General features: G+C 67.0%; 11 protein-coding genes. 5 read left to right on the top strand and 6 right to left on the bottom strand.

What is annotated here, in order from left to right; translation table 11 throughout:
• Positions 1-77: 77 nt before the first annotated feature.
• Positions 78-10343 (bottom strand): autotransporter-associated beta strand repeat-containing protein, encoded by a 10266-nt coding sequence (locus BDW41_RS23400; RefSeq protein ID WP_158537007.1) that lies wholly within the window; start codon positions 10341-10343, stop codon positions 78-80.
• Positions 10344-10748: 405 nt separating this feature from the next.
• Positions 10749-10940 (bottom strand): hypothetical protein, encoded by a 192-nt coding sequence (locus tag BDW41_RS23065; RefSeq protein ID WP_146217371.1) that lies wholly within the window; start codon positions 10938-10940, stop codon positions 10749-10751.
• A 104-nt stretch (positions 10941-11044) separates the two neighbouring features.
• Between BDW41_RS23065 and BDW41_RS16770 the strand changes: the two genes are divergently transcribed.
• The 3 genes from BDW41_RS16770 (at position 11045) to BDW41_RS16760 (ending at position 13926) form a co-directional block, all read left to right on the top strand.
• Positions 11045-12229 carry a GGDEF domain-containing protein gene (locus BDW41_RS16770; protein ID WP_074549119.1) on the top strand — a complete coding sequence of 395 codons (1185 nt, stop codon included), beginning with the start codon at positions 11045-11047 and terminating at the stop codon, positions 12227-12229.
• A gap of 121 nt (positions 12230-12350) precedes the next feature.
• Positions 12351-12998, top strand: a complete 648-nt coding sequence (locus tag BDW41_RS16765) for a methyltransferase domain-containing protein (RefSeq protein WP_233496908.1) — start codon at positions 12351-12353, stop codon at positions 12996-12998.
• 1 nt (position 12999) lies between these two features.
• Positions 13000-13926 (top strand): flavin reductase, encoded by a 927-nt coding sequence (locus tag BDW41_RS16760; protein WP_074549121.1) that lies wholly within the window; start codon positions 13000-13002, stop codon positions 13924-13926.
• On the opposite strand, the gene BDW41_RS16755 is transcribed toward BDW41_RS16760, so the two are convergent.
• Positions 13923-15656 (bottom strand): ABC transporter ATP-binding protein, encoded by a 1734-nt coding sequence (locus BDW41_RS16755; protein ID WP_083337665.1) that lies wholly within the window; start codon positions 15654-15656, stop codon positions 13923-13925. The genes BDW41_RS16760 and BDW41_RS16755 overlap by 4 nt on opposite strands.
• Positions 15657-15807: 151 nt before the next feature.
• Positions 15808-16818, bottom strand: a complete 1011-nt coding sequence (locus BDW41_RS16750) for a serine kinase (protein ID WP_074549123.1) — start codon at positions 16816-16818, stop codon at positions 15808-15810.
• 207 nt (positions 16819-17025) lie between these two features.
• Here BDW41_RS16750 and BDW41_RS16745 point away from each other — a divergent pair, with 207 nt between their 5' ends.
• A complete protein-coding gene (locus tag BDW41_RS16745) occupies positions 17026-18504 on the top strand; it encodes a radical SAM protein (protein ID WP_074549358.1) in 1479 nt (492 codons plus the stop codon).
• A complete protein-coding gene (locus tag BDW41_RS16740; protein ID WP_074549125.1) occupies positions 18497-19774 on the top strand; it encodes a nucleotidyltransferase family protein in 1278 nt (425 codons plus the stop codon). The genes BDW41_RS16745 and BDW41_RS16740 overlap by 8 nt, the downstream gene beginning before the upstream one ends.
• On the opposite strand, the gene BDW41_RS16735 is transcribed toward BDW41_RS16740, so the two are convergent.
• Together BDW41_RS16735 and BDW41_RS16730 are read right to left on the bottom strand one after the other, a co-directional pair.
• Positions 19744-20856, bottom strand: coding sequence for a glycosyltransferase family 4 protein (locus BDW41_RS16735; RefSeq protein ID WP_074549127.1), 1113 nt, complete (start codon positions 20854-20856; stop codon positions 19744-19746). The genes BDW41_RS16740 and BDW41_RS16735 overlap by 31 nt on opposite strands.
• The gene (locus tag BDW41_RS16730; RefSeq protein ID WP_074549129.1) at positions 20853-21977 is read right to left on the bottom strand and encodes a glycosyltransferase family 4 protein; all 1125 of its coding nucleotides are present in this window, start codon (positions 21975-21977) and stop codon (positions 20853-20855) included. The genes BDW41_RS16735 and BDW41_RS16730 overlap by 4 nt, the downstream gene beginning before the upstream one ends.

Here is a 21977-nt window from a genome sequence, read left to right as displayed (position 1 = left end):
GCCGCCTTGCGCCTGGCAAAAAAACGAAGAGCATCCGGTGTTCGAGGGGATTCCCGGATGCCCTTCCAAAGCCAGTCTCAGAGATCGCAAAGTTCTCCCACGGGAATCTTCTTGATGGCGATGGAACGCGGCTTTGGCTTCACCGCCGCCGTCGCCGCCTTCCCTGCTCCTTGATGGGTTCGCGCGTGATGCGGATGGACCGAGGCCACCGTCGTGGCTTTCGATGCGGAAGGCGCCGGGTGGCCTTTGCATTGGGAGAACGGCTCGCTGCCCGGCGCAGCGCCTGCCCCGGCCGCGGCGGCCGCTCCCATTCCTGCGGCACCTGCCATCCCTGCGTTATGCGAATCACCATGCCCGGGCATGGACGGGTCCAGCACCACCGGAGCGATCGGCATGGCGGGCAAGGTATTCACGCGGTGGCTCAGCTGCATGGCCACGGCCGAAGCTGGCAAGCCAAAGCTCCAGCGGAATCCCAGGTTCACTGCCTGGCTGGTGCTGTGGGGCGCGATGTCGGCGGAGTAATAACCGTAGAGACTCGCCTGGGGCGTGATGTCGTAGCTCAGGCCAGCGCCCGCCTGCCAGTGATTGCGCGTGCCGGGCATGCTGCTCACGTTGAAGCCGGCATCGGGAACGCCCGCGAAGGCTGCGGTCGTGGTCACGCCGTTGTCGTTGGTGCTGTGCAGGTAGCGCACCAGCGCGAACGGATGCCACTGCGTGCCATTGGGTTGCTGGCCGAAGTCGCCGACCAGTCGTGCGCCCACGCCGTATTGCATGCTACTGGCGTGGCTGCGAGCCACATCCAGATCCGCATTGCCGGCACCGTGCTCGGTGAAGCCGTCGTAGGACACCTTGGTGTAGTAGGCGCCGATGAAAGGCTCCATGTGCCACTGCCCGCCGTTGAAGCGGTAGCCGCCCTCCACGCCCGCGTTGAGCGCCGTACCGTCGTAGCGCGAGGTCGCGCGCGAATCGAACAGCGGCCCGACCTGGATCAGCCGATCGCCACTGGCGCGCTGCCAGCCATACGAGGCCGCGCCTTCGATCCACCACTGTTGCGCGGGTGCGTACAGGCCATGCACGCCCACGGCGTACTGGTCGACGTCGACCTTGTCGTTACGCGCGTCCACCGAGGTGCGCGAATTTGCAAAGCCCGCATGCACGCCCAGGCGAAGATCGGGCGCCACCGTGGTGTCCGCCCCGACGATCAACCCGTAAATGCGGTAATCGGTCTGCGCGGTGCCGCGGGTCGCGTCATACCCTGAGTTGTACGCGTACGGCTCGGCCCATGCCGCCGTGCCCTGCTCGCCCGTGTCCCGCGCCAGCTGCAGGCGATGCAGTATCGTGTTGAGGAACTGCTCCTGCCCGTTCAATGCGTACTGCGTCGATGACGCATAGGTTTCGCCGGTGAGGCTGTCGAAGGCAGGAATCGCCTGCGCCGCCGTCAACCCTCGCGCAGCGCCCAGCAAGGCCGGCAACGCGGAGGGCGTCTGCGTCGCGATGCTCTGCAGCGCGCTGGCCATGCTGCGCTGGTTGTTGTTCAACCCCGCGAACTGGTTGAAGGCCATGCCACCGCCCTGGCCGCCGTTGCCTGGGTCGCCACCGCCGACGCTGCCTGGCTGCACCAGCGTCAGCAATACGTTGTCGCCCTGCGTGCTCACGCTGGCCGTGAGGAACGGCAGGACGTTCTGGGTCACGCCCGCGTAGCTGCCGCTCACGCCGCCGCTTGCATTGAGGATCGTGTAGGTGGTGCTTGGCGCGTACGAGCCGGCGGCAGGCAACGCAACCAGTTGGCCGCCCAGCGTCGCGCTTCCGTTGACGACGACGTGATCGCTCGCGCCATTGCCGGTGGTGTGGATTTGCGTGGTCGAACCAGCGCCGGTCACCAGGCTGCCCACGGTCAGGGTGGCGCCCGGCGTGCCGGCGGCCGCGCCCGCGGCGCCGCTCACGCCGCCCGGAGCCAGCGTGCCGTCGACCGTGACGGGGCCGGAGACACTGCCCGCACCGATCAGCGCACCACCAGCACGGATCATTGCCGGACCCATCAACTGGCCGTTCACGACCAGGTTGCCGCCCACGCTGCTGCCATCCGTGAAGCTTGCGGTGTTGCCGCCGCCAATGATCAGCGTGCCGCCATCCACGCCAAGCTTCGCGATGTTGGTGAAGGAGGACGCCGGCAGCGTGGCTTCGCCGGTGCCGGTGACGTTGAGTGTCGTGCCGCCGCCCTGCCCGTGAACGGTACCGGTGACATCGGCCAGATGCGCGTAGTCGATGCCGACGCTGCTGTCGCTGGCCAGGTTCAGCGTGCCGGCCAACGGCCCATTGACCGTCGCCGCGCTGCCGCTGCCATTGAGGTTGGCGATCGAGCCTTGCGCCACGGTGATGTTGCCGGCATACGGCATCGCCGCATTCAACACGCCGCCATCGATGGCCAGACCGCCCGTGAAACTGGCGAGCGAACCGTTGAGCGTGGTCGTGCCGCTGCCTTGCTTGTCGAGCAACCCTGCACCCGAAAGCGCGCCGGACAGCACCAGGCTCTGCGCGCCAAGCACCTGCAGGCCGCTGCTGCCGATCACCACGTTGTTGCCCAATGTCGCGCTGCTGCCCGCCTGCAGGCTGCCGCCGTTGGCATTCAATGTGCCGGTGCCCAAGGCGCTGGTGCCGCTGACGGTCAGGTTGCCGCTGTTAAGTGCCGTGCCGCCGCTGAAGCTATTCGCACCAGACAGCGTGAGGCTGGGCCCATTGACGACCAGGCTGCCTGTGCCGGAGACCGTGCCGCTCAGCGTGACGGCCTGCGTACCGCCATACGTCAGCGGCGCATTCAGCGTGACGCCGTTGGACAGGCTGACCGGTGCGCTCGCCGCCAGCGTGGTGGCGCCTGCCACGGTCAGCGCACCTGTGCCGAGCGCGGCGCTGTTGCCCAGCAGCAGTCCGCCGCCCTGCGTCGTGATGCCTCCGCTGAAGCTGCTGGCGACGGCGAGTGTCTGCACGCCGGTGCCGCTCTTCACCAGGCCGCCTGTGCCGCTGATCGCGCCGGCAAATGTCTGGTCGGTGGCGCCACCGAAGGTCAACGTGTTGCCGCCCAGGGCGATGGTGCTGCCGGCCGCGCCGCTGAGCGCGCCGATGGTCTGGCTGCCTCCTCCGCTGATGTCGAGGCCCGCGCCACTGGCGGCGAGACTTACCGCGCCCGACGGCGCCAGGCTTCCACCCGCACCGATCGCCAGCGTGCCCGCATTGATCGTGGTGCCGCCCGTGAAGGTGTTGGCGCCGGTCAGCGTCAGCGTGGAACCGCCGTTCAAGGTCAGGCTGCCGTTGCCGGAAATCACGCCGCCGAGCGTGAGCGGGTTGCTGCCCGGCACGCTCAGACCCGCGCCCGCCGCCAGCGCCACGTTGTTGCCGAGTGTCACCGGACTGTTGGCGTCGAGCGTGGCCGTGCCGTTGACCGAAAGCGTTCCGGTGCCGAGCGCCGTGTTGTTGCCCACGATCACGCCAGTGTGATCAGCAAGCGTCACGCCACCGCTGAAACCGTTGGCGCCACCCAGCGTCTGCACGCCGCTCTGGATCGCCAGGCCGCCCGTGCCGGTGATGACGCCACCGAACGACGCCGGGCTCGCACCCGCGCTCAACGTCAATGTATTGCTGCCCAGCGCGATGGCGCTGCCAGCCACGCCGTTGAGTGCGCCGATGGACTGCGCACCGCCGGCGCTGATGTCGAGCGCCGCGCCGCTTGCCGCCAGATTCACCGCGCCCGTGGACGCAAGGCTGCCACCCGTGCCAATCGCCAAGGTGCCTGCGTTGATGGTGGTGCCGCCGGTGAAACCGTTGGCGGCGCTCAGGGTCAGTGTCGCCGCGCCATCCTTGTTGAGGCTGCCTGCGCCGGTGATCGCGCCACTCAACACCAGCGGGTTGCTGCCCGATACGTGCAGGCCCGCGCCGCTGGCGAGGCTCACATTGTTGGCCACGGTCATCGCGCTGCTGGTATCCAGCGTCGCGTTGCCGCCCACCGTCAACATGCCCGTGCCCAACGCGGCACTGTTGCCGAGCACGAGGCCGCCGGCATCCAGGCTCACGCCGCCGGCGAAGGTGTTGGCGCCATCCAGCGTCTGCACGCCGCTGCCGATCTTCACCAGGCCCCCGTTGCCGCCGATGGTGCCGCCGAAGCTGGTGTTGCCCGCGCCGCCCAGCGTCAGCGTGTTGTTGCCGAGCACCACGCTGCCGGACGCGCCCGCCAGCGAACCAACCGCCTGCGCGCCACCCGCGCTCATGTCGAAGGTTGCCGTGCCCGTCAGCGTAAGCGCGCCCATAGGCGCCAGGCTGCCACCCGCGCCGATGGCCAACGTGCCCGCATTGATGGTGGTGCCGCCGGTGTAGGTGTTGGCGCCGGACAGCGTGAGTGTCGCCGCGCCGTTCTTGGTGAGGCTGCCGGTACCGGAAATCGCGCCGCCAAGCGTGAGCGCGTTGCTGCCCAGTACGTTGAGGCCGGCATTGCCGGCAAGCGTGACGTTGTTGGCCAGCGACACCGGCGCCTGGGCATCGAGCGTGGAAGCCCCGTTGACTGTGAGCGCGCCGGTGCCGAGCGCCGCGTTGTCGCCAACCACCAGTCCCGCATTGTTTCCAAGCGTGACGCCGCCGCTGAACGTACTGGCCCCGCCAAGCGTCTGCACGCCACCGTTGATCGCCAGCGCGCCGGTGCCGGTGATGGCGCCGCCATAGCTGGCATTGCCTGCACCTGCCAGCGTCAGCGTGTTGCCGCCCAGCGTCACGGTGCTGCCGGCCACGCCGTTGAGTGCGCCAATGGTCTGCGCGCCGCCGGCACTGATGTCGAAGCCTGTACCGGCCGCGAGGTTCACGCTGCCCGTGGCGGCAAGGTTGCCGCCCGCGCCGATGGCCAGCGTTCCCGCATTGATGAAGGTGCCGCCGGTGAAGCCATTGGTGCCGGTCAGCGTCTCCGTGCCGGCACCGACCTTGGTCAGGCTGCCCGTGCCGGTGATCGAGCCGCTGAACACGCCATTGGTGGCGCCGCCGAGCACCAGGTCATTGTTGCCCATGTTGACGGTGCCGCCACCGACCAGCGTGCCGAACGTCTGCGTGCCGTTGCCGGCAGAGAGATCGAACGTGGCGCCCGTGGCGAGCGTCACCGTGCCGCTCGCCGCCAGGCTCGCGCCGGCACCCAGGGCGAGGGTTCCGCTGTTGATGAAGGTGCCGCCGGCATAGGTATTCGTGCCGTTCAAGGTCAGCGTGGCTGCGCCGTTCTTGGTCAGGCTGCCCGCACCCGAGAGGTTGCCATTCAAGGTGAGCGCGTTGCTTCCCAGGAACGTCAGCCCGTCGTTGAGCGTCACGTTGTTGTCGAGCGTAAGCGTGCGATTGGCATCGAGCGTGGCGGCGCCATTGACGGTGAGCTTGCCCGTGCCCAGCGCCGCGTTGTCGCCGACGATTACGCCCGCATTGGCGCCCAGCGACACGCCGCCGCTGAAGGCATTGGCGCCACCAAGCGCCTGCACGCCACCGTTGATCGCCAGCCCGCCGCTGCCGTTGATCACGCCATCGAAACTCGCGCTGCCGATGCCGTTCAGGCTGAGCGTATTGCCGCCGAGATTCACCGTGCCGGATGCGCCGTTGAGCGCGCCGACGGTCTGGTTGCCTGCACTGGAAAGATCGAACGTGCCCGTGCCGCCCAGCGTGACATTGCCGGTGGACAACAGGCTGCCGCCCGTGCCGAGCACCAGCGTGCCGGCAAGGATGTTGGTGCCGCCGGCATAGGTGTTCGCACCCGTCAGCGTCAGCGTGGATGCGCCATTCAAGGTGAGGCTGCCGTTGCCGGAGATCACGCCGCCCAGCGTCAATGCGTTGTTGCCTTGCACAGTGAGGCCGGAGCCCGCGCCCAGGCCTATGTTGTTGGTGAGATTCACCGCGCCGCCGGCGGCCAGCGTCACCGCGCTGCCGGCACCCACCGTCAGGTTGCCCGTTCCGAGCGCGGCGTTATTGCCGACGATCAGCCCACCGGCATTGAGCGCCAAGCCGCCGCTGAACGTGCTGGCGCCGTTGAGCGTCTGCACGCCGCTGCCATTCTTGATCAATCCACCGGTGCCGGCGATGGCGCCATCGAAGCTGGCATTGCCGATGCCGCCCAGCGTCAGCGTGCCGCCGCCAAGGTTGACGCTGCTGCCGGACACGCCATTGAGCGCACCGATGCCTTGGTCACCGGCCGCCGATATGTCGAAGGCCGCTCCCGCGCCCGCAAGGTTGATCGTGTTGGAACCGGAAAGGCTGCCACCCGCGCCCATCGCCAGCGTGCCGGAGTTGATCGCGATGCCGCCGGTGAACGTGCTGGCGCCGGTCAGCGTTTCCGTTCCCGTGCCCTGCTTGATCAGGCCGCCACTTCCAGTGATGGAACCGCCAAAGCTCAACGCATTGCTGCCGCCGAAGGTCAGCGTTTGCGCGCCGAGCAACAGGCTCGTACCTGCCATGCCCTGCAGATCACCGATGGTCAGGCCGCCACTGGTCCCCGACAGATCCAGCGCCGCGCCAGCTCCACTCAGGTTGACTGCACCGGTGGCCGCGAGGCTGCCACCGGCGCCCAGCGCCACGGTGCCGCCAGCGATGTCGAGACCACCGCCAAAGCTGTTGGCGCCGTTCAAGGTCAGGGTGCCCGCGCCGTTCTTGAGCAGGCCGCCGGCACCGGAAATCGCGCCGCTCACGGCCAGCGCGTTGCTGCCGAGCCAGTTCAGCGTGGCGCCCGCGCCCAGGTTGATGTTGTTCGCCAGGTTCAGCGCCGCGCTGCTGTCCAGTGTGACCGACCCCGCGGCGCCCACGTTCAGCGCGCCCGTGCCCAGGGCAAGACTGTCGCCGAGCAGCAGTCCGCCTCCGTTGAGGGCGAGTCCGCCGCCGAAGGTGTTCGCGCCGTTGAGCGTGAGCAGCGATGCGCCATCCTTGATCAGCCCGCCATTGCCGCTGATCACGCCGTTGAGCGTCAGTGCATGGCCGCCCAGCACATCCAGCGAAGCGCCCGCGCCAAGGGCGATGTTGTTACCAACGTTGAGGTCAACGCCGCCATCGAGCGTGACTGCACCGGCGCCACCTACCGCAAGCACGCCCGTGCCCAGCGCGCCGCCATTGCCGAGCAGCAGGCCGCCGCCGTTTAGCGTGAGCCCGCCACCGAACGTGTTGGCGCCGTTGAGCGTAAGCAGCGACGCGCCATCCTTGATCAAGCCGCCATTGCCGCTGATCACGCCGTCGAGTGTCAGTGCATGACCACCCAGCAGATCCAGCGACGCGCCCGTGCCGAGTGCAACGCCATTGCCAAGCGTGAGGTCGACGCCAGCATCCAGCGTGACCGGGCCTGCACCGCCGACGCTCAACCCACCGCTGCCCAGCGCGCCACCATTGCCAAGGAACAGGCCGCCGGCGTTGATTGCCAGTCCACCGCCAAACGTATTGGTGCCATTGAGGGTGAGCAGCGATGAACCGTCCTTGATCAAGCTGCCGGTGCCACTGATCGCACCATCGAGCGTGAGCGCGTTGCTTCCCAGCAGATCCAGCGACGCTCCCGCATCCAGCGCGACATGGTTGGCAAGGCTGAGCGCCACGCTGCCATCCAGCGTGACATTGCCGCCGACGTTCAGATCGCCACTGCCCAGCGCGCCGGCATTGCCCAGCACCAGACCGCCCGCACCGAGATTGAACGAGCCGGTGAAGCCGCTGCTCACACCGGTCAGCGTTTCCACGCCGCCCCCTAGCTTGGTCAGGCCGCCGCTACCGCTGAACACGCCGCCGAAACTGGCATCGGAAGCGTCACCGAAACTCAGCGCCTTGCCACCGAGATTGACCGTGCCGCCCACGCCATAGAGCTTGCCGATGAGCTGCGCATTGGCAGCAGCGGAAATATCGAACGCGGCGCCCGCGCCGAGGCCGATCGCCAGCCCCGAGGACAACGTGCCCTGCCCCACCATGGCGACGGTGCCCGTATTGATCGCCAGATTGCCGGCAAGGTTGCCCGTGCCGCCGAGGCTCAGCGTGCTCAATCCATTCTTGACCAGATTGCCGGTGCCGCTCAGCGCGCCACCCAAGGTCAGCGCCTGACTGCCGGGCAAGGTCAGCGTGGCGTTGCTGGTGCCGAAGTTGATGTCGTTGTTCAACGCAAGCGAGGTGCTGACATCCAGCGTGGCGTCGCCACCGATGCCAAGCGCCCCCGTTCCGAGCGCCTGTGCGTTGCCGAGCAGCAATCCGCCGGCATCGAGGCCAAGGCCGCCACTGAAGGCATTGGCGCCATTGAGCGTAAGCAACGCCGCGCCATGCTTGGACAGGCTGCCGCCGCCGCTGATCGTGCCGCCGAGTGTCAGCGCGTTGCTGCCCAGCACATCCAGCGCGCCGCCGAGGCTCAGGTTGAGCGGATTGGTGAGCGTCAGCGCGGTGCTTGCATCCAGCGTGGCGCTGCCACCGACCTGCAGTGTGCCGCCGCCCAGCGCCTGGGCGTTGCCGAGCACGAACCCACCCACATTGAGGTTGATGTCGCCGGTGAAACCACTGCTGGCGCCCGTCAGCGTTTCCACGCCGGCCCCCAGCTTGGTCAGGCTGCCGCTGCCGGTGAACAGGCCACCGAAGCTCTGGTTCGTCGCATCGCCAAAGCTCAATGCGCTGGCGCCAAGGTTGAACGTGCCGCCCGTGCCGGATAGCGCACCGATGGATTGCGCGCCCGCCAGCGAGATGTCCACGCTGGTGCCCGCGGAAAGGTTGAGTCCGCCCGTCGGCGACAGGTGGCCTCCCGCACCGAGCATCAGGGAGCCGCCCGCCAACGAAAACGTTCCCGCCAGCGCATCGCTGCCATTGAGCGTGAGGCTGCCCGCGCCGCTCTTGGTCAGGTTGCCCGCGCCCGACAGGATGCCGTTGAGGCTCAAGGCCTGGCTGCCCAGCAGATTGAGCGTTCCGGCATTGATGGTGATGTTGTTGGAAAGGCCAAAGGCACCGGTGGTATCCAGCGAGGCCGAGCCACCGACCACCAGGCTGCCCGAACCCAGCGCGCCGGCATTGCCCAGCACCAGGCCGCCGGCATTGAGCGCCACGTTGCCGGAGAACAGATTGCCGCCCCCCAGCGTAATGACGGCAGTGTCGTTGATTGTCAGCCCACCGCTTCCCGACAGTACGCCGGTGAGCGAAAACGGATTGGTGCCGCTCAAGGTCAGGCCGGCCGCGGTATTCAGCGCCATGCTGTTGGACAGCGAGAGACCGCCGACGCTGGCGGCGATGGCGCCGCCGTTGATGTTGAACAGGCCGCTGCCGAACGCCGCGGCATTGTCGAAATTCACCAGGCCATCGTTGAGCGTGGCATCCGCGCTCACAAGCGCGCCTTGCAGGTTCCACGTGCCGCTGTTCACCGTCAGATGCTGGAAGCCGAGATACGTGGCGGCGCTGAGGTTCGTGCTGCCGCCACCGGTGCCGGAGCCCGGCCCCGACACCACGTTTTGCAGCACCAGGCGGTTGTTGGTGCCCGTGCCCGCATTGACCGTACCGGCCGCGGCCAGCTTGACATTGATCGTGGTGCCGTTGCTGATCGTGCCGGCCGCCGACGTGCCGCCGGCGGCGTTGACGCTGGAACCCGATACGGCGGTGAAGACATTGCCGCTCGTCGCGTCGCCCAGATAAAGGCTGCCGTTGAGAGTGCCCGCATTGACGAAGGTATTGCCCACGCCCGCAGCGCCCGGCGTGGTGAAGCCGATGCGGCCGCTCACGACGCCGCCGCTGTTGTTGATAAAGTTGACCTGGCCACCGCCATAGGCCAGCACCGAGGCGCCGTCGGCGGTGTTGCCTATGCCGCCGAGCACCGACATGCCGATGTTGCCGCTGTTTTGTACATTGGCCACGCCGCCCGCGCCGTTCTGAAGCACCAGGGCCTGGCCGCCATAGCTGAACAGCTGGGCGAAATTGAACAGGCCCCGCAGCGTGGCGCCGCTGTAGTTCGTCACGTTGATGGTGTTGGCGTTCGCATTGCCGAGCGCCGCGCCGGAAGCGACGATGCTGGCCACGCCGCCATTGATCGCCGGATCGATGGAACCCTGGTTGTTGAGCGTGATGCCGTTTCCGGTAAGAGTCAGCGAGGTTCCACCAACGATGGGCGGCACGCTGAGCACGGCGCCCGACTGCACATTGACCGTGACGGCATTCGTGCTGTCCGCCAGGTTGTTGGTATTGGATCCGGTCGCGCAGGTGATGGTGGTGCCGGCCGTCGTGCAGGCGGCCTGGGCGATGCCGGCCGTCCATGGAAATACCGCGAGCGATGCCAGGGCGACCCAGATGCCCTTGGCGATGGGACGGTGACGAAACGGATGTGCCTGCTTGAAACGACGGGTGTGCATATGCGCCTCCATGCCGAAGGAACACGGACGCACGGCGTCGATGACATGCCCTCAAAAAGGGAGGGCAGAAGCACGCCGTGCCGTTCCTTGGGAACGACTGCTTCGAATGTGGGATACCTGCTGACGGAACGCTCTTGGAGCGAACTTCCCCTATAAAGATCTGCATACCCCTATGCCGGCGCATCCATCGCCGCAAGGCCTTCTCTCACCGGTTTCGTGAATGCCTCATCAAGGAGAGGTGATGTCGCGAGTGCGCGGTCCATCCGCAAATCGTGCGCAAAATCGGCAAGATGAATGCACCGTTCCTGAGGCTGCAAGACACGAGCCGATCACGACTGTGTTGGAAACCGCGCGTCCGCAAGCACTGGAAATGCGCATGGCTTCAGCGCTGCATTTACAGGCGCTTCAAAGGGATGGGCAGGACAAGGAAGCTCGCGCAACCCGTGACCCATTAGCCGCATAGGCCAGCCCACGCACGGCATCGCGAGGAAATCGCCGGGAAAACCATGGGGCGAAGAAAAATTTGATCTGCGTCGTGAAAGGCTTGTCACGCATGACGGATTTCTTGCCGAATTCGCCCATTGATTTCTTGCCCATAAGCGCGCGCTCCCCGATGGCACGCGCCAACCATCGGGCTTCTCCCGACCGGCCGAAGACGAGCAAAATTGCCGGTATTGGCAACATCGTCACCCGGAGAAACCATGGAGTGGATCGCAGGCCTATTGCATGCAGGCACCCTGCTGCTGGTCAATGCGTTGCTGGCGTCCCTTGCCTCCGCGCTCTTCTTTGCCTTGTACATGGGCCATCCCCGGGTCAAACGCCAGCCTGGCGTCATGCTGTGGGGCACGAGCTACGCGGCCTTTGCGGCAGGCTTCGGCGTACTTTTCCTGCCGGCCTTTCACGTCGGCTTTCCGGGTCTGGGCCTGGTGGGCAACCTCTTGATCGACCTGGGCGCAGTGTGGGCCTTGCTTGCGGTCAACGCCTATCTGGAGCTGCCACGGCGGCGGCTATGGGTGCTGGTTCCCGTGGCCGCGATGGCGCTGGCCGAACTCTTCCTGGTGCTGGTCGAAGGCGAAAACCTCCGCCACATGGTGATCCTGGGCGGCGCGTTGACGGCGCTGCTCACTGGCGCCACCGGCGCGGCGTTCTGGCAATGCAAGGACGAGGCGCAGCGCCCGGTCGCGCGCCTGGCCGCCCTCTTCCATTTTCTATGGGCGGCGATGCTGCTGGTGCGCATGTCGTGGTGGATCGCCCAGCCCGTCGAATTTGCGGGACGGGACCCCACCTCGACCTTTGGCCTGCTCTCGCGCATCGTGCTCACCTGGGTGATTACCCCGAGCCTGCTATGGATGCTCACTCGCAAGCTCGACGCGGAACTGATCCGCCACGCCAGCCAGGATCCGCTGACCGGCGTCGCCAATCGCCGCGTCATGTGGGAGGAAGGACAGCAGCGGATCGCCGCCTCGACGCCGCGGGGCAGCTCCGTCGCCACGCTCATCATCGACGTGGACCGGTTCAAGTCGATCAACGACCGCTGGGGACATGACGGCGGCGACCAGGTGCTTGTCGCCATCGCGGACACGCTGCGGCGGCATATCCGCGAGAAGGACATCCTTGCGCGGGTGGGCGGCGAAGAGTTCATGGTGCTGCTTCATCAGGCCGAGGCCACCGCGGCGAAGGACGCGGCGGAACGACTGCGCCTGGCCATTGAAAAGGAAGCCATCACGCTGCTGTCCGGCGAGACCCTGCATTGCACGGTCAGCATCGGCTACTGCGTATCCACCCGCAGGGAAAAGAGCTGGCGCGAGGTGGTTGTCGCGGCCGACCAGGCTCTTTATGCCGCCAAACAGGCTGGCCGCAATCGCGTCGTGGGCACCGGCGATTGAGCATGGAGGCGAATGCACCAACGGTCGCAACCTGACGCCGCCAACCAGGCACTCACGCAGGGTCCGTTGAGCTTGGCGCGGGAAGCCGCTCCTCGCTTCTTGCTGCGGATTTCGTCGGGCCATGATCAAAGGCAGTGCCATGCATACGGGAGCGCAGTACCACCAATTCTTCCTGACCTCCCGCCGGGACCTGGAGGTGCGCGACCGCTTCCAGCGCACGGCCATGGCCATGCTGCCGCACGGAGCGGACGTGCTCGATTTCGGCGCCGGCACGGGCATCGACGCGAAGGCTTACGCCGCGCACGGCCATCGCACCTACGTCTATGAACCCTCCCCCGCCATGCGGGAGCACCTGCTGGCGTATTGCAGCGAGGAACTGGATCGTCGAACCGTCGTAAGCATCGACTCGGCCAGCGAGTGCAAGGTATCCGCGGTCACGGCGAACTTCGCGGTACTCAATCATTTCGCGGATCACGCCCAGCTCTTCGAGCAGCTGTCGACCATCGTGCGCAAGGGCGGCTTTGTACTGGCGAGCATGCTCAACCCCTACTACCTGGGCGATGCACGCTACGGCTGGTGGCTGGCCAATGCCTTCCATCTGCTGCGCCGCGGCCACTACGCCATCGCCAGCGAGAGCCGCATCCATCGCTTCGCGCCGCGCGTGGTGGCGCGTTCGGCGGCGCCCCATTTCCACCTCGAACGCATCGAGCCCGGCGGCCTTCGCATGGCCACCCAGCTCTACATGTTCCTGCTGTTCCGGCGCCGCTGAGATGTGGAAGGATACGTTGCGTCCGTGGGTACGACCGCTGCCGCAATGGTCGACGGTGGCCGTCGCCGCTCCGCAGCACGCCGTCGCGGCCTATCTGCACGCAGACGATGGCGTGCACGACGTCACCATGGATCACACCGTGGCCTCGCTCAAGCCGCTGGTCATCGCGACCAGCATGAATGCGGGTCAGCGGCCGGTCATCGAATATTGCGACACAGTGACAGGCAAGCGGCTCGGCAGCCTGCGGCTGGCGCGCATGGTTCCGCTGAGCATCGGCGAACAGGCATCGCCCACGCTGTATCGCGTGACGGCGGGCGAACACCATTGCCTGGGCTGGCCGCGAAATGCCTGGAACCGCTGGCTGCAGAACCGCCTCATGCAACGGCAACCTTCGTCGCAGCATGCCTTGATGGCGCCGAATGCGGTGCAGCAGTTGATGATCGCGTACCTGTGCCCGCGGCCGGTCGTGCTCGTCTCGGTGGACACGCCCCATCACCGCAACATGTTTCCGATGGACCTGATCGGGCCGCTGTCGCGATGCGGACTGTATTCACTGGCCCTGCGCAGCACCAATGTCTCCGCTCAGGTCATGCGTGAAACGGGTCGCGTAGCCCTGTCCTGCATTCCCGCCGCCATGAAGCCCCTGGCTTACAAGCTCAGCGAACACCACAAAATGCCGCTGCAACGCTGGAGCGACCTGCCGCTTGCCGTTCGCCCTTCGCGTGAACTCAGCATTCCGGCGGTGGCTTCCGCGTTGTGCGTGCACGAGCTCACCCTGCTGCACAGCCAGGAGATCGGCTCCCATATCTTCTTCCTGGGCCGCGTCCTGTCCGATGAGGCGCTTGCCCATGGCGAGCAGCTTCACCACACGCCGGGCTACTACCAGACGTATCGGCGCCGGCGCGACATGCCGTTCGCCGAAGCCTAGCGCCCGCGCGCAACTTCCGCGCGACCTGCGGACCCGATCGATTCCCGAATCGTCACGACAAGATCCGCGCCGATGGTCAGGCTGCGATTCGCCAGGCTCGCGACACCTGCGCGATGGGAGATAACGATGAGGATCGTATCCGGCAATCGCTGCCTGATCGTGGCCAGCACGTGCGCCTCCGCGGCAGCGTCGAGCGCGCTGGTCGCCTCATCGAGAATGGCCAGCGCCGGTCGTCGCAACAATACCTGGGCCAATAGCAGCCGCTGGATTTCGCCACCCGACAGCCGCCCCGATGAACTATCCAGCGTGGCGTCGAGTCCCTGCCCCTGCGTTGCGAGGCGCCGATCCAGGCCCACATCTGCGAGGGCTTGCTGCATGTCCTCGTCGGTGGCGTCCGCCGCGGCCCAGCGCAGGCAATCGCGCACCGTGCGCTGCCACGGCCTCACGCTCTGGCTGACGTAGGCGCCGTTGCGGACCCACGCGCGATAGGCATCGAAATCCATGCGGCTCGCGCCCAACCATGCGGTAAAGGCAGCGGGACGGATCATGCCCGCGAGCACGTCCGCCAGGCTGGTCTTGCCGATGCCGGAGTCGCCACGGATCAGCAGCAACTCGCCGGGATGCAGCCATAGATTCTTCACGCAAAGCGCCATGGGATAGTCGATCGACAAGGATTCGATCCGCAGGGCTTGTCCGGCTTGCGCGTCCATCGTACTCGTGGGCACGGAAGGCAGCGTGCCCGCGTACCTGCACCACAACGCGAAGGCCGGCACCGCCGAGGCGAGCTGATGGAAGCTCTGCCGGGTGGAGACGAGATACGGAAGCAGGCGCCCCAGCAGCAGGCACACCGCGATCAGCGATGCCTGGTCGATGCCGTGCCACCGGTGCGCCACCACGAAAATCGCGGCGATGCCAGCAGCGGCCAGCATTTCGATCACCAGTCGACCCGATGCAATCAGCTCCAGCTGCCTGCGGTAGCCCTCGGCCAGTTGCCCGGATGCCGCGGCGTGATGCGCCTTCTCGGCCTGCTCCTGCCCGAACGACTTGATGTGTCGCCAGCGGCGCGGAAAGTCCTCGCTCATCCAGAACAGCCGCGTCATGTCGGCCACGTAGCGTCGGCTTACCGCCGCATGCTCACGGCTGTTGAAACGCGCGGCGATCAAGGAGCACGCCACGATCACCGGCACGGCCAGCACGAGCGGCGGCGACACCCACAGCGCAAACGCCAGGCTGACCGCGGTGGTGATGCCGGCGACCAGCAGCTGCATCAGCGCATTGAAGCCCTGCGTCACGAGCTCGACGTTGTGGGTGAGTACGTTCGCCAGCTCCGCCGAGGTGGCATCCGCCAGGGAGGAAAGCGGCGCCTCGATCAGGCTTTCATGCACGCGTCCGCGAAGCTGCATGCCATAGCTGCTGGCGAGCCGTGCGGCCAGTCGCGCCGCCTGCCAGCGCACCAGTGCGAATACCGCGGATGCGATCACGAAGAGCAGCGCGCGCATCTCCATGCTGGCGGTGTCTGCCGGCCATGCATGACCCAACCCGCTCACCGCACCCGGCTGGATCATCGGCGCCACCAGCAGGGCCGCGATGCCGCCGGTCAATGCACTGCCGAGCGACAGCGCCACATACGTTGCGATGCGCCACAAGCCCAGGGGCCGCAGCGTCGCAAAAAAGGACCGCGGCAGGCCGTTCGCCCGCTCGCGCAACAGACCCTGCCATGCGCCTGGCATGTCAGGCTTCCTTGCTGCTGCGCGACTGCGCCCGCCGCGGTTCAGTTGGCACCTGATGACTACACAAAACCCCACCCGTCGCTGCTGCTCCTGTCGGTGAGTGCAGGCGGGAAGAAAAAGGGTTGCCAGCCGGAACGATGGAAAACAGCTACTACAGCAGCTGCCTGAGCAGCCGGATGGACTCCGACGGGTGCTGTCCCCTGACCAGTTCAAAAGCGCTCAACCGCGTCGATGTCCGCGCAAAATCCGCCCATGCGGGCTGACTGGCCGCATAAGCCTGTTCCGCGGCGAGGCGCGCGGGCACGTCGTGGCTGTCAACAGGATGAAGCTTCGCCACACTCGACGCCGCACTAGCCGGCGCCGCAAACACGATGCCCGCGAGCTCCAGCGGTCCGGCCAGTCGCGCGGGCCCCTTGCGCAGGTCGATCTCGAACTTCTCCACCCCGCTGCGACGCCGGATCGTGGGCGAGCCGGCGATCCACTGGCGATGCCGTTCATCGTCCAACCACGCCAGCCCATCCCTGCGCACATGAAGAAAGTTCGGGACTCCCGTCGCACGCAGGCTTTCGGGATGCACGAACACGGCATCCTCGGCGAGTAGATCCAAGCCTTCCAGCAAGCCCTGCAATGCCAGCGTCGATTTCCCGGCCCCACTGGCGCCCACGATCAGAAGCCCGCGCCCATCAAGACCCAGGCAGGCGCCATGCAGGGGGATCAGGCCCTGCGCACGCGCAGCCAGGGTGAACACCGCGAACTCGATGAGTTCGTAGCGCAGGTGATACGGAAACGCCAGCATGTCCCCGGATGCCACGACGAGTGCGCGCATCGTCTCTGGTGAGATGACCACATAGTTGGCCGCGTCCACCACACCGCACAACAGGCCGGCGCCCGATTGCATGTGCATGCAGGGCGGCTCGTCGCCCGTCCATTCACTATGGGATGGTGTCAGCCGAAGCTCGACCTCAAGCACCGGCGAGTCACCCGGCAGCACGTGCGGCGGCAGGCCCGCGTAGGCCTCTTCTACCGATGCCAGCAGCGCCTCGCTCGCACTGGTGAAGCGAAAACAGCGCCCGAGTATCCAGTGCTCGGCGGTTCGCGCGCACGCGGGGCGTTCGAGAAAGGGATCGGCAAGAAGGTCGCTCGCCTGTGGCTCGGATGTCATGGCATGCGTCGGTGATGTCAGGCGGCCATGTGATAGCACACGCCTGGGCGAATGGACATCCAAAAATTTCCTCGCCATGGCGCAACCGCCGAACTCCCTGGTGGCACTCACGCCTGACGAGCGTAAAACGCTGGAGGCCTGATCGCCGACCTGCCGTGGATGCGCCGGAGCAGCTCGCCCAACGGCAACGACGGAGATCCTTCCAAGATGCTAACCATTCAGGTCGGTCACTCCTACTTCCTGAGGTTCGACCGCAAGCAATGGGAGCGCGGCAAGCCTTATCCGCCGCTCGCGACCATCCACGTGGCCGCGCTGCTGCGTCGCATGGGCCATCGGGTTTCCCTTTTCGACGCCATGCTTGCCGAAGGCGTGGAGGATTATGCGAGCAGCCTGTCGGCGTCGCGTCCCGATGTGGTCCTGATCTACGAGGACAACTTCAACTACCTCACCAAGATGTGCCTTGCCCGCATGCGCGATGCGGCATGCGAGATGATCGCCGCCGCGCGTGCGACGGGCGCGCGCGTGATCGTCGCGGGCTCCGATGCGTCGGACCAGCCTGATGCCTTTCTCGCCGCGGGTGCGGATGCCGTACTGATCGGCGAAGGCATCGCACCGCTGGCCGAGCTGGTTCGCCGGCTCGATCAGAACCCTTCCATCGATACCCGCGACTGGGTGGCCGGCCTCGCCGGCGTGGCGTCGATGCAGCGCGATCAACTGCAGCTCGCGCGCATCGGCGCGGCGCCACCCGATCCGCGCATCGTCGGCCATCCCGCCTGGGACTTGGTGGACGTGGATCGCTACCGCGCGTTCTGGCTGGAGCGCCACGGCTATTTCAGCCTCAACATGGCGGCCTCGCGCGGCTGTCCATTCCGTTGCAACTGGTGCGCCAAGCCGATCTGGGGCAACCATTACAACCGCCGTTCCGCCGAGGACGTCGCGGCGGAGATGGCGTATCTCAAGCACACCTACCGCGCGGACCACGTCTGGCTCGCCGATGACATCTTCGGTTTCCATGTGGACTGGGTCGAGGCGTTCGCGGCCCACGCCAACCAGGTCGCCGGCTCCATCCCCTTCACCATCCAGACGCGCGCCGACCTCGTCAGCGAGCGCATGGCCGCGGCGCTGAGCCATGCCGGTTGCGCGGAGGCCTGGATCGGCGCGGAAAGCGGCAGCCAGCGCGTGCTGGACCGCATGAACAAGGGCACCAAGATCGAGGACCTGATCGTCGCGCGCGAACGGCTGGGCGCGCACGGCATCCGCGTCGGCTTCTTCATCCAGCTTGGCTACCTGGGTGAAGAACTGGACGATCTGTTGGCCACGCGCGATCTCATTGCGCGCGCCTCGCCGGACGACATCGGCGTCAGCATTTCCTATCCCTTGCCGGGCACGCGCTTCTACGAACAGGTGAAGGCGCAGCTCGGCGAGAAGACGCATTGGCGCGACAGCGACGACCTCGCGATGATGTTCCAGGGCGCCTACGACTCGGAGTTCTATCGCCGCGTGCGCGATTTGCTGCACGAGCAGGTCGTCGTGCAGCAATGGAAGACGGCCGACCTGCCCGACCGTCACCGGCAAGTATCCCGCGCCCTGGATGCCCGCTGGCATGCCTTGATCGAAGCTGAGGCCACGCATCGCACCACACCTCTGGACGCACCCTTGCGCGCGGGAGCGTCGCAACATGCCTGAGCAGCACGCCAAGCCATACGCCCGGCCTCCGCTTGCAACGATCAAGGCCGGACTATTGCGTACCACCGAGGCACTCGCCACCGAGTTGGCGCATCCCGCGGGCGACACACCCGATTGGAACGCGCTGGAATGGCGGCTGGCCATGGCAGTGGCGGCGGCGCACGGCGTGGCCGGGCAAGGAAACGTGTACGCCCGCTGGCGACATGACGGCTGGATCAGGTTCCTGGACAGCCAGCACGAACACGTGGCGCGGCGCCATGAACGTATCGATACGCTGCTGGAACGCATTGGCGCGCACGCGCGCGCCATCGGCCTGCCGCTGGTGGCGCTCAAGGGCGCGGCGCTGCATGCGATGGGACTCTACGCGCCGGGCGAACGCCCGATGGCGGACATCGACCTGCTGGTGAGCGAGAACGATCAGGAACGCGCCGGCGCCATGCTGGAACGCATGGGCTACGTGCTGTCGTTCGCCGCGTGGAAGCACCGGGTCTACAAGCCGGCCGGCGACGCTGCCGTGGCCTGCCTTGGCGAGCACCGCGACACACCGGTCAACATCGAGCTGCATACGCGCATCCAGGAGCGCCTTCCGGTGTCCATCGTGGATATCACGAGCTGCGTCTATCCACGCTCGCCGGTGGCCGGCATCAACCCCTACCCTTCGCATGGCGCGTTGATGAGCCATCTGCTGCTGCATGCGGCAGGCAACCTCTGCAATCGCTCGATGCGGCTCATTCATCTGAACGACATTTCGCTGCTGGCTGCCCGCATGATGCGCAGCGAGTGGCTGGCCCTCTGGGGCGACGGCACCACGGAATCGCCCTGGTGGGCGCTGCCGCCCTTGCGGCTGGTCTCGCGCTACTACACCGGCGCGGTGCCGCCGACGCTGCTCTACGAACTTCAGTCCGAATGTCCCGCTCTGCTCCGTTTCGCGTCCGGGCATCTCACCCTGACCAGGGCGTCCTGTTCCGAACTATGGCTGCACGCGTGGTCCGGCATCGAGTGGGCGCGTTCCCTGCCCGAGGCCGGGCGGTTCGTGTCCCATCGCATACGTCCCTCGCCGCATGCGCAACAGGAACGTGCGGACATGGTGCGCACGCAGCTCTGGCTGCAGGACTCGCCGTGGGTCACTGCCAGCCGGTGGCGCCGCGCGTTCGGCTGGCTTACGCACCCGGTGACGCGCACGGACACCATGTACGTCGTGCGCACCGCGCTGGAGCAGCAGGCATCGCCCGCATGGGCTCAGCGCCCGGAGCCCGCCGTCACGACCTGAAGGTAGAGCGCCTCGAAGGCACGCGCCGTGTGGTCGGCGTCTTCCGTCACGGCGCGGCGATGCGCGCACACCGCAAGCCGCAGGCGCAGCGCATCATCCTCCAGCACGCGACGGATGGCGTTGGCCAGCGCCATCCAGTCGCCCACCGGCACCGCCAGGGCCGCCGATGGCGACCATTCGGCGATATGCCCCACCGCGGTGCCGACCGTGGGCACGCCTACCACGGCCGCCTCCAGCGACACGAGTGGCCCCGCCTCGTGACGGGACGACATCACCAGCAGGTCGGCCGCTTCCATCACGGGACGCAGTTCGCGCTGCGTCCTGAAGCCATGGAAGTGCACGCGCCCGTTGAGTCCTAGCTCATGAGCCAGTCGCTGCATTTCGCCATCGAGGGTGTCCTCGCCCACGATATCCATCTCGAACTCCACGCCCTGCCCGGCCAGCAACGCCAGCGCGCGCAACAGCGTCGGTTGGTCCTTGACGCGATTGAGGCTGCCCACGTGGACAAGCCGCGCGCAGCCCTCGCCTCGGCTGCGCGGCGGCCTTGGCGGCCAGCAGCGAAGGTCCACGCCCAGCGGCACACGGCGCGCTGCAAGGCCAAGAGATCGCAAGGAATCGATGATGGGCGCGCTCGCCGCGGTTACCGCATCGGCGCCGCGCAATACCAGCGCTTCACGCAATCGCCCTTTCAGGAAACGGCGGCCGCCATAGCCGATCTCATGCATGGCCACCAGCTCGCCGCCGGCGATGTGCACCAGGCTCGGCAGGCCGAGCGATACGGCGGCGGCCACCGCTACCAGGCTGCATGAACCGGAGAAGATGGCGTGCACCAGGTCGAACGGCGCGCGGCGGTGTTCCTCGCGAATGGCGCGGATGGCGCGCAGGCGCGGCCAGCCATCGCCGATATTGTGGATGCGCGCACCGGCGAGCGGCCAGCTGTCGGCCGCCGCTTCCTGCCGCAGCGCATACACGTGCACCTCGTGTTCGCTGGCAAGCCGCCGGATCAAGGCCAGCAGCACGGGAATCACGCGAAACTCGCCGGTGCGATCCACGCCGCCGGGCACCACCAGCGCGAGCTTCACGATACCCCTCCACGGCGTTCACGGATCAACTGCCCGTAGGCATCGACCCAGCGGCGTCCAATCGCTTCCAGCGACAGATGGCGCTCGAAATGATCCCTCACCGTCTGCACCGACGGACGCGACGCCGCCGCAGCGATCAGCGCCTGCGCAAGCTCGTTGGCATCGCCGGGCGACCACAGGCGGCCCACCTCGCCGACCAGCGCAAGAAACGAGGGAATGCGGGTGACCACCGGCGTCGCGCCGCACGCCATCGCTTCCAGCAACGCGTAGCCGCAGCTTTCGGCACGACTGCCCGACACGAAGATGTCGGCTGCCCGCATCAACGACTGCACGCGCTCATGCGGAACGCGGCCCAGCAGGTGCACGCGATCCTTCAGGCGGGGATCGCGCGCCATGCGCTGTTGCACCTGCGCCAACAACGGAGCATGGCCATACGCACACCACAGCTGCATCTGCGGCAGTGCCTCGGCTGCCTGCGCAAAGCCCGCCAACACCGTCAGCGGATCCTTGCCGGTTTGCAGGTGCCCCACCCAGACCACGCAAGGGTTGCCATACAGCCCTGTCTCCGCCCACGCCTGCGCAAGGCTGCCCGGCGTGAAGCGGCTGGTGGATTCGGGTATCGCAAACAGGCGCATCGCCGCACCGAACAGCCTGGCCGATACATAAGGCCGCGCCAGCTCCGGCGCCGTGAACGCCACGCCACGGGCCGATGCGTACCAGCGACGCCAGCGCGGGCGCTTCCACCATGACGGCAGGCGATCGGCATGATCCTGCAGCAGGATCGGAACACCGGGCATCACTCGGGAAAGCGCATGGGCCTTGGCCGCCGCACCCAGGCTATGGGCGTGTAGCACATCCGCGCGCTGCTCGCGCAACGCTTCGGCGACGGCACGCACGCCACCGTCGCCCTCATCGCTGGAAGCGATGAAACGATAGTCCACGGCGCCTCGCTGAAGTCGCTCCGCATGCGCCGCACGCTGGATCACCGTCACTCGTGCGCCGGCGCTCGCCGCGGATTCGGCGATGTCGACCAGCGACGGCCATCGCGCCAGCGTATCGGCCAGGTTCTGCCCTGCCGGCGCGGCGTGGAAATTGATCTGCGCGACATGGAGCGGTCGCAC

The sequence above is a fragment of the Dyella sp. AtDHG13 genome, from assembly GCF_003201105.1.
Lineage (GTDB): Bacteria > Pseudomonadota > Gammaproteobacteria > Xanthomonadales > Rhodanobacteraceae > Dyella > Dyella jiangningensis_B.
This window is presented reverse-complemented; position numbering and strand designations above follow the sequence as displayed.

Bases quoted from the DNA above. Each gene is read 5' to 3' on its own strand.
- BDW41_RS23065 (WP_146217371.1), bottom strand. From the start codon at position 10,940: ATGGGCAAGAAATCAATGGGCGAATTCGGCAAGAAATCCGTCATGCGT.
- BDW41_RS16745 (WP_074549358.1), top strand. From the start codon at position 17,026: ATGCTAACCATTCAGGTCGGTCACTCCTACTTCCTGAGGTTCGACCGC.
- BDW41_RS16755 (WP_083337665.1), bottom strand. From the start codon at position 15,656: ATGCCAGGCGCATGGCAGGGTCTGTTGCGCGAGCGGGCGAACGGCCTG.
- BDW41_RS16750 (WP_074549123.1), bottom strand. From the start codon at position 16,818: ATGACATCCGAGCCACAGGCGAGCGACCTTCTTGCCGATCCCTTTCTC.
- BDW41_RS16770 (WP_074549119.1), top strand. From the start codon at position 11,045: ATGGAGTGGATCGCAGGCCTATTGCATGCAGGCACCCTGCTGCTGGTC.
- BDW41_RS16740 (WP_074549125.1), top strand. From the start codon at position 18,497: ATGCCTGAGCAGCACGCCAAGCCATACGCCCGGCCTCCGCTTGCAACG.
- BDW41_RS16760 (WP_074549121.1), top strand. From the start codon at position 13,000: ATGTGGAAGGATACGTTGCGTCCGTGGGTACGACCGCTGCCGCAATGG.
- BDW41_RS16765 (WP_233496908.1), top strand. From the start codon at position 12,351: ATGATCAAAGGCAGTGCCATGCATACGGGAGCGCAGTACCACCAATTC.
- BDW41_RS23400 (WP_158537007.1), bottom strand. From the start codon at position 10,343: ATGCACACCCGTCGTTTCAAGCAGGCACATCCGTTTCGTCACCGTCCC.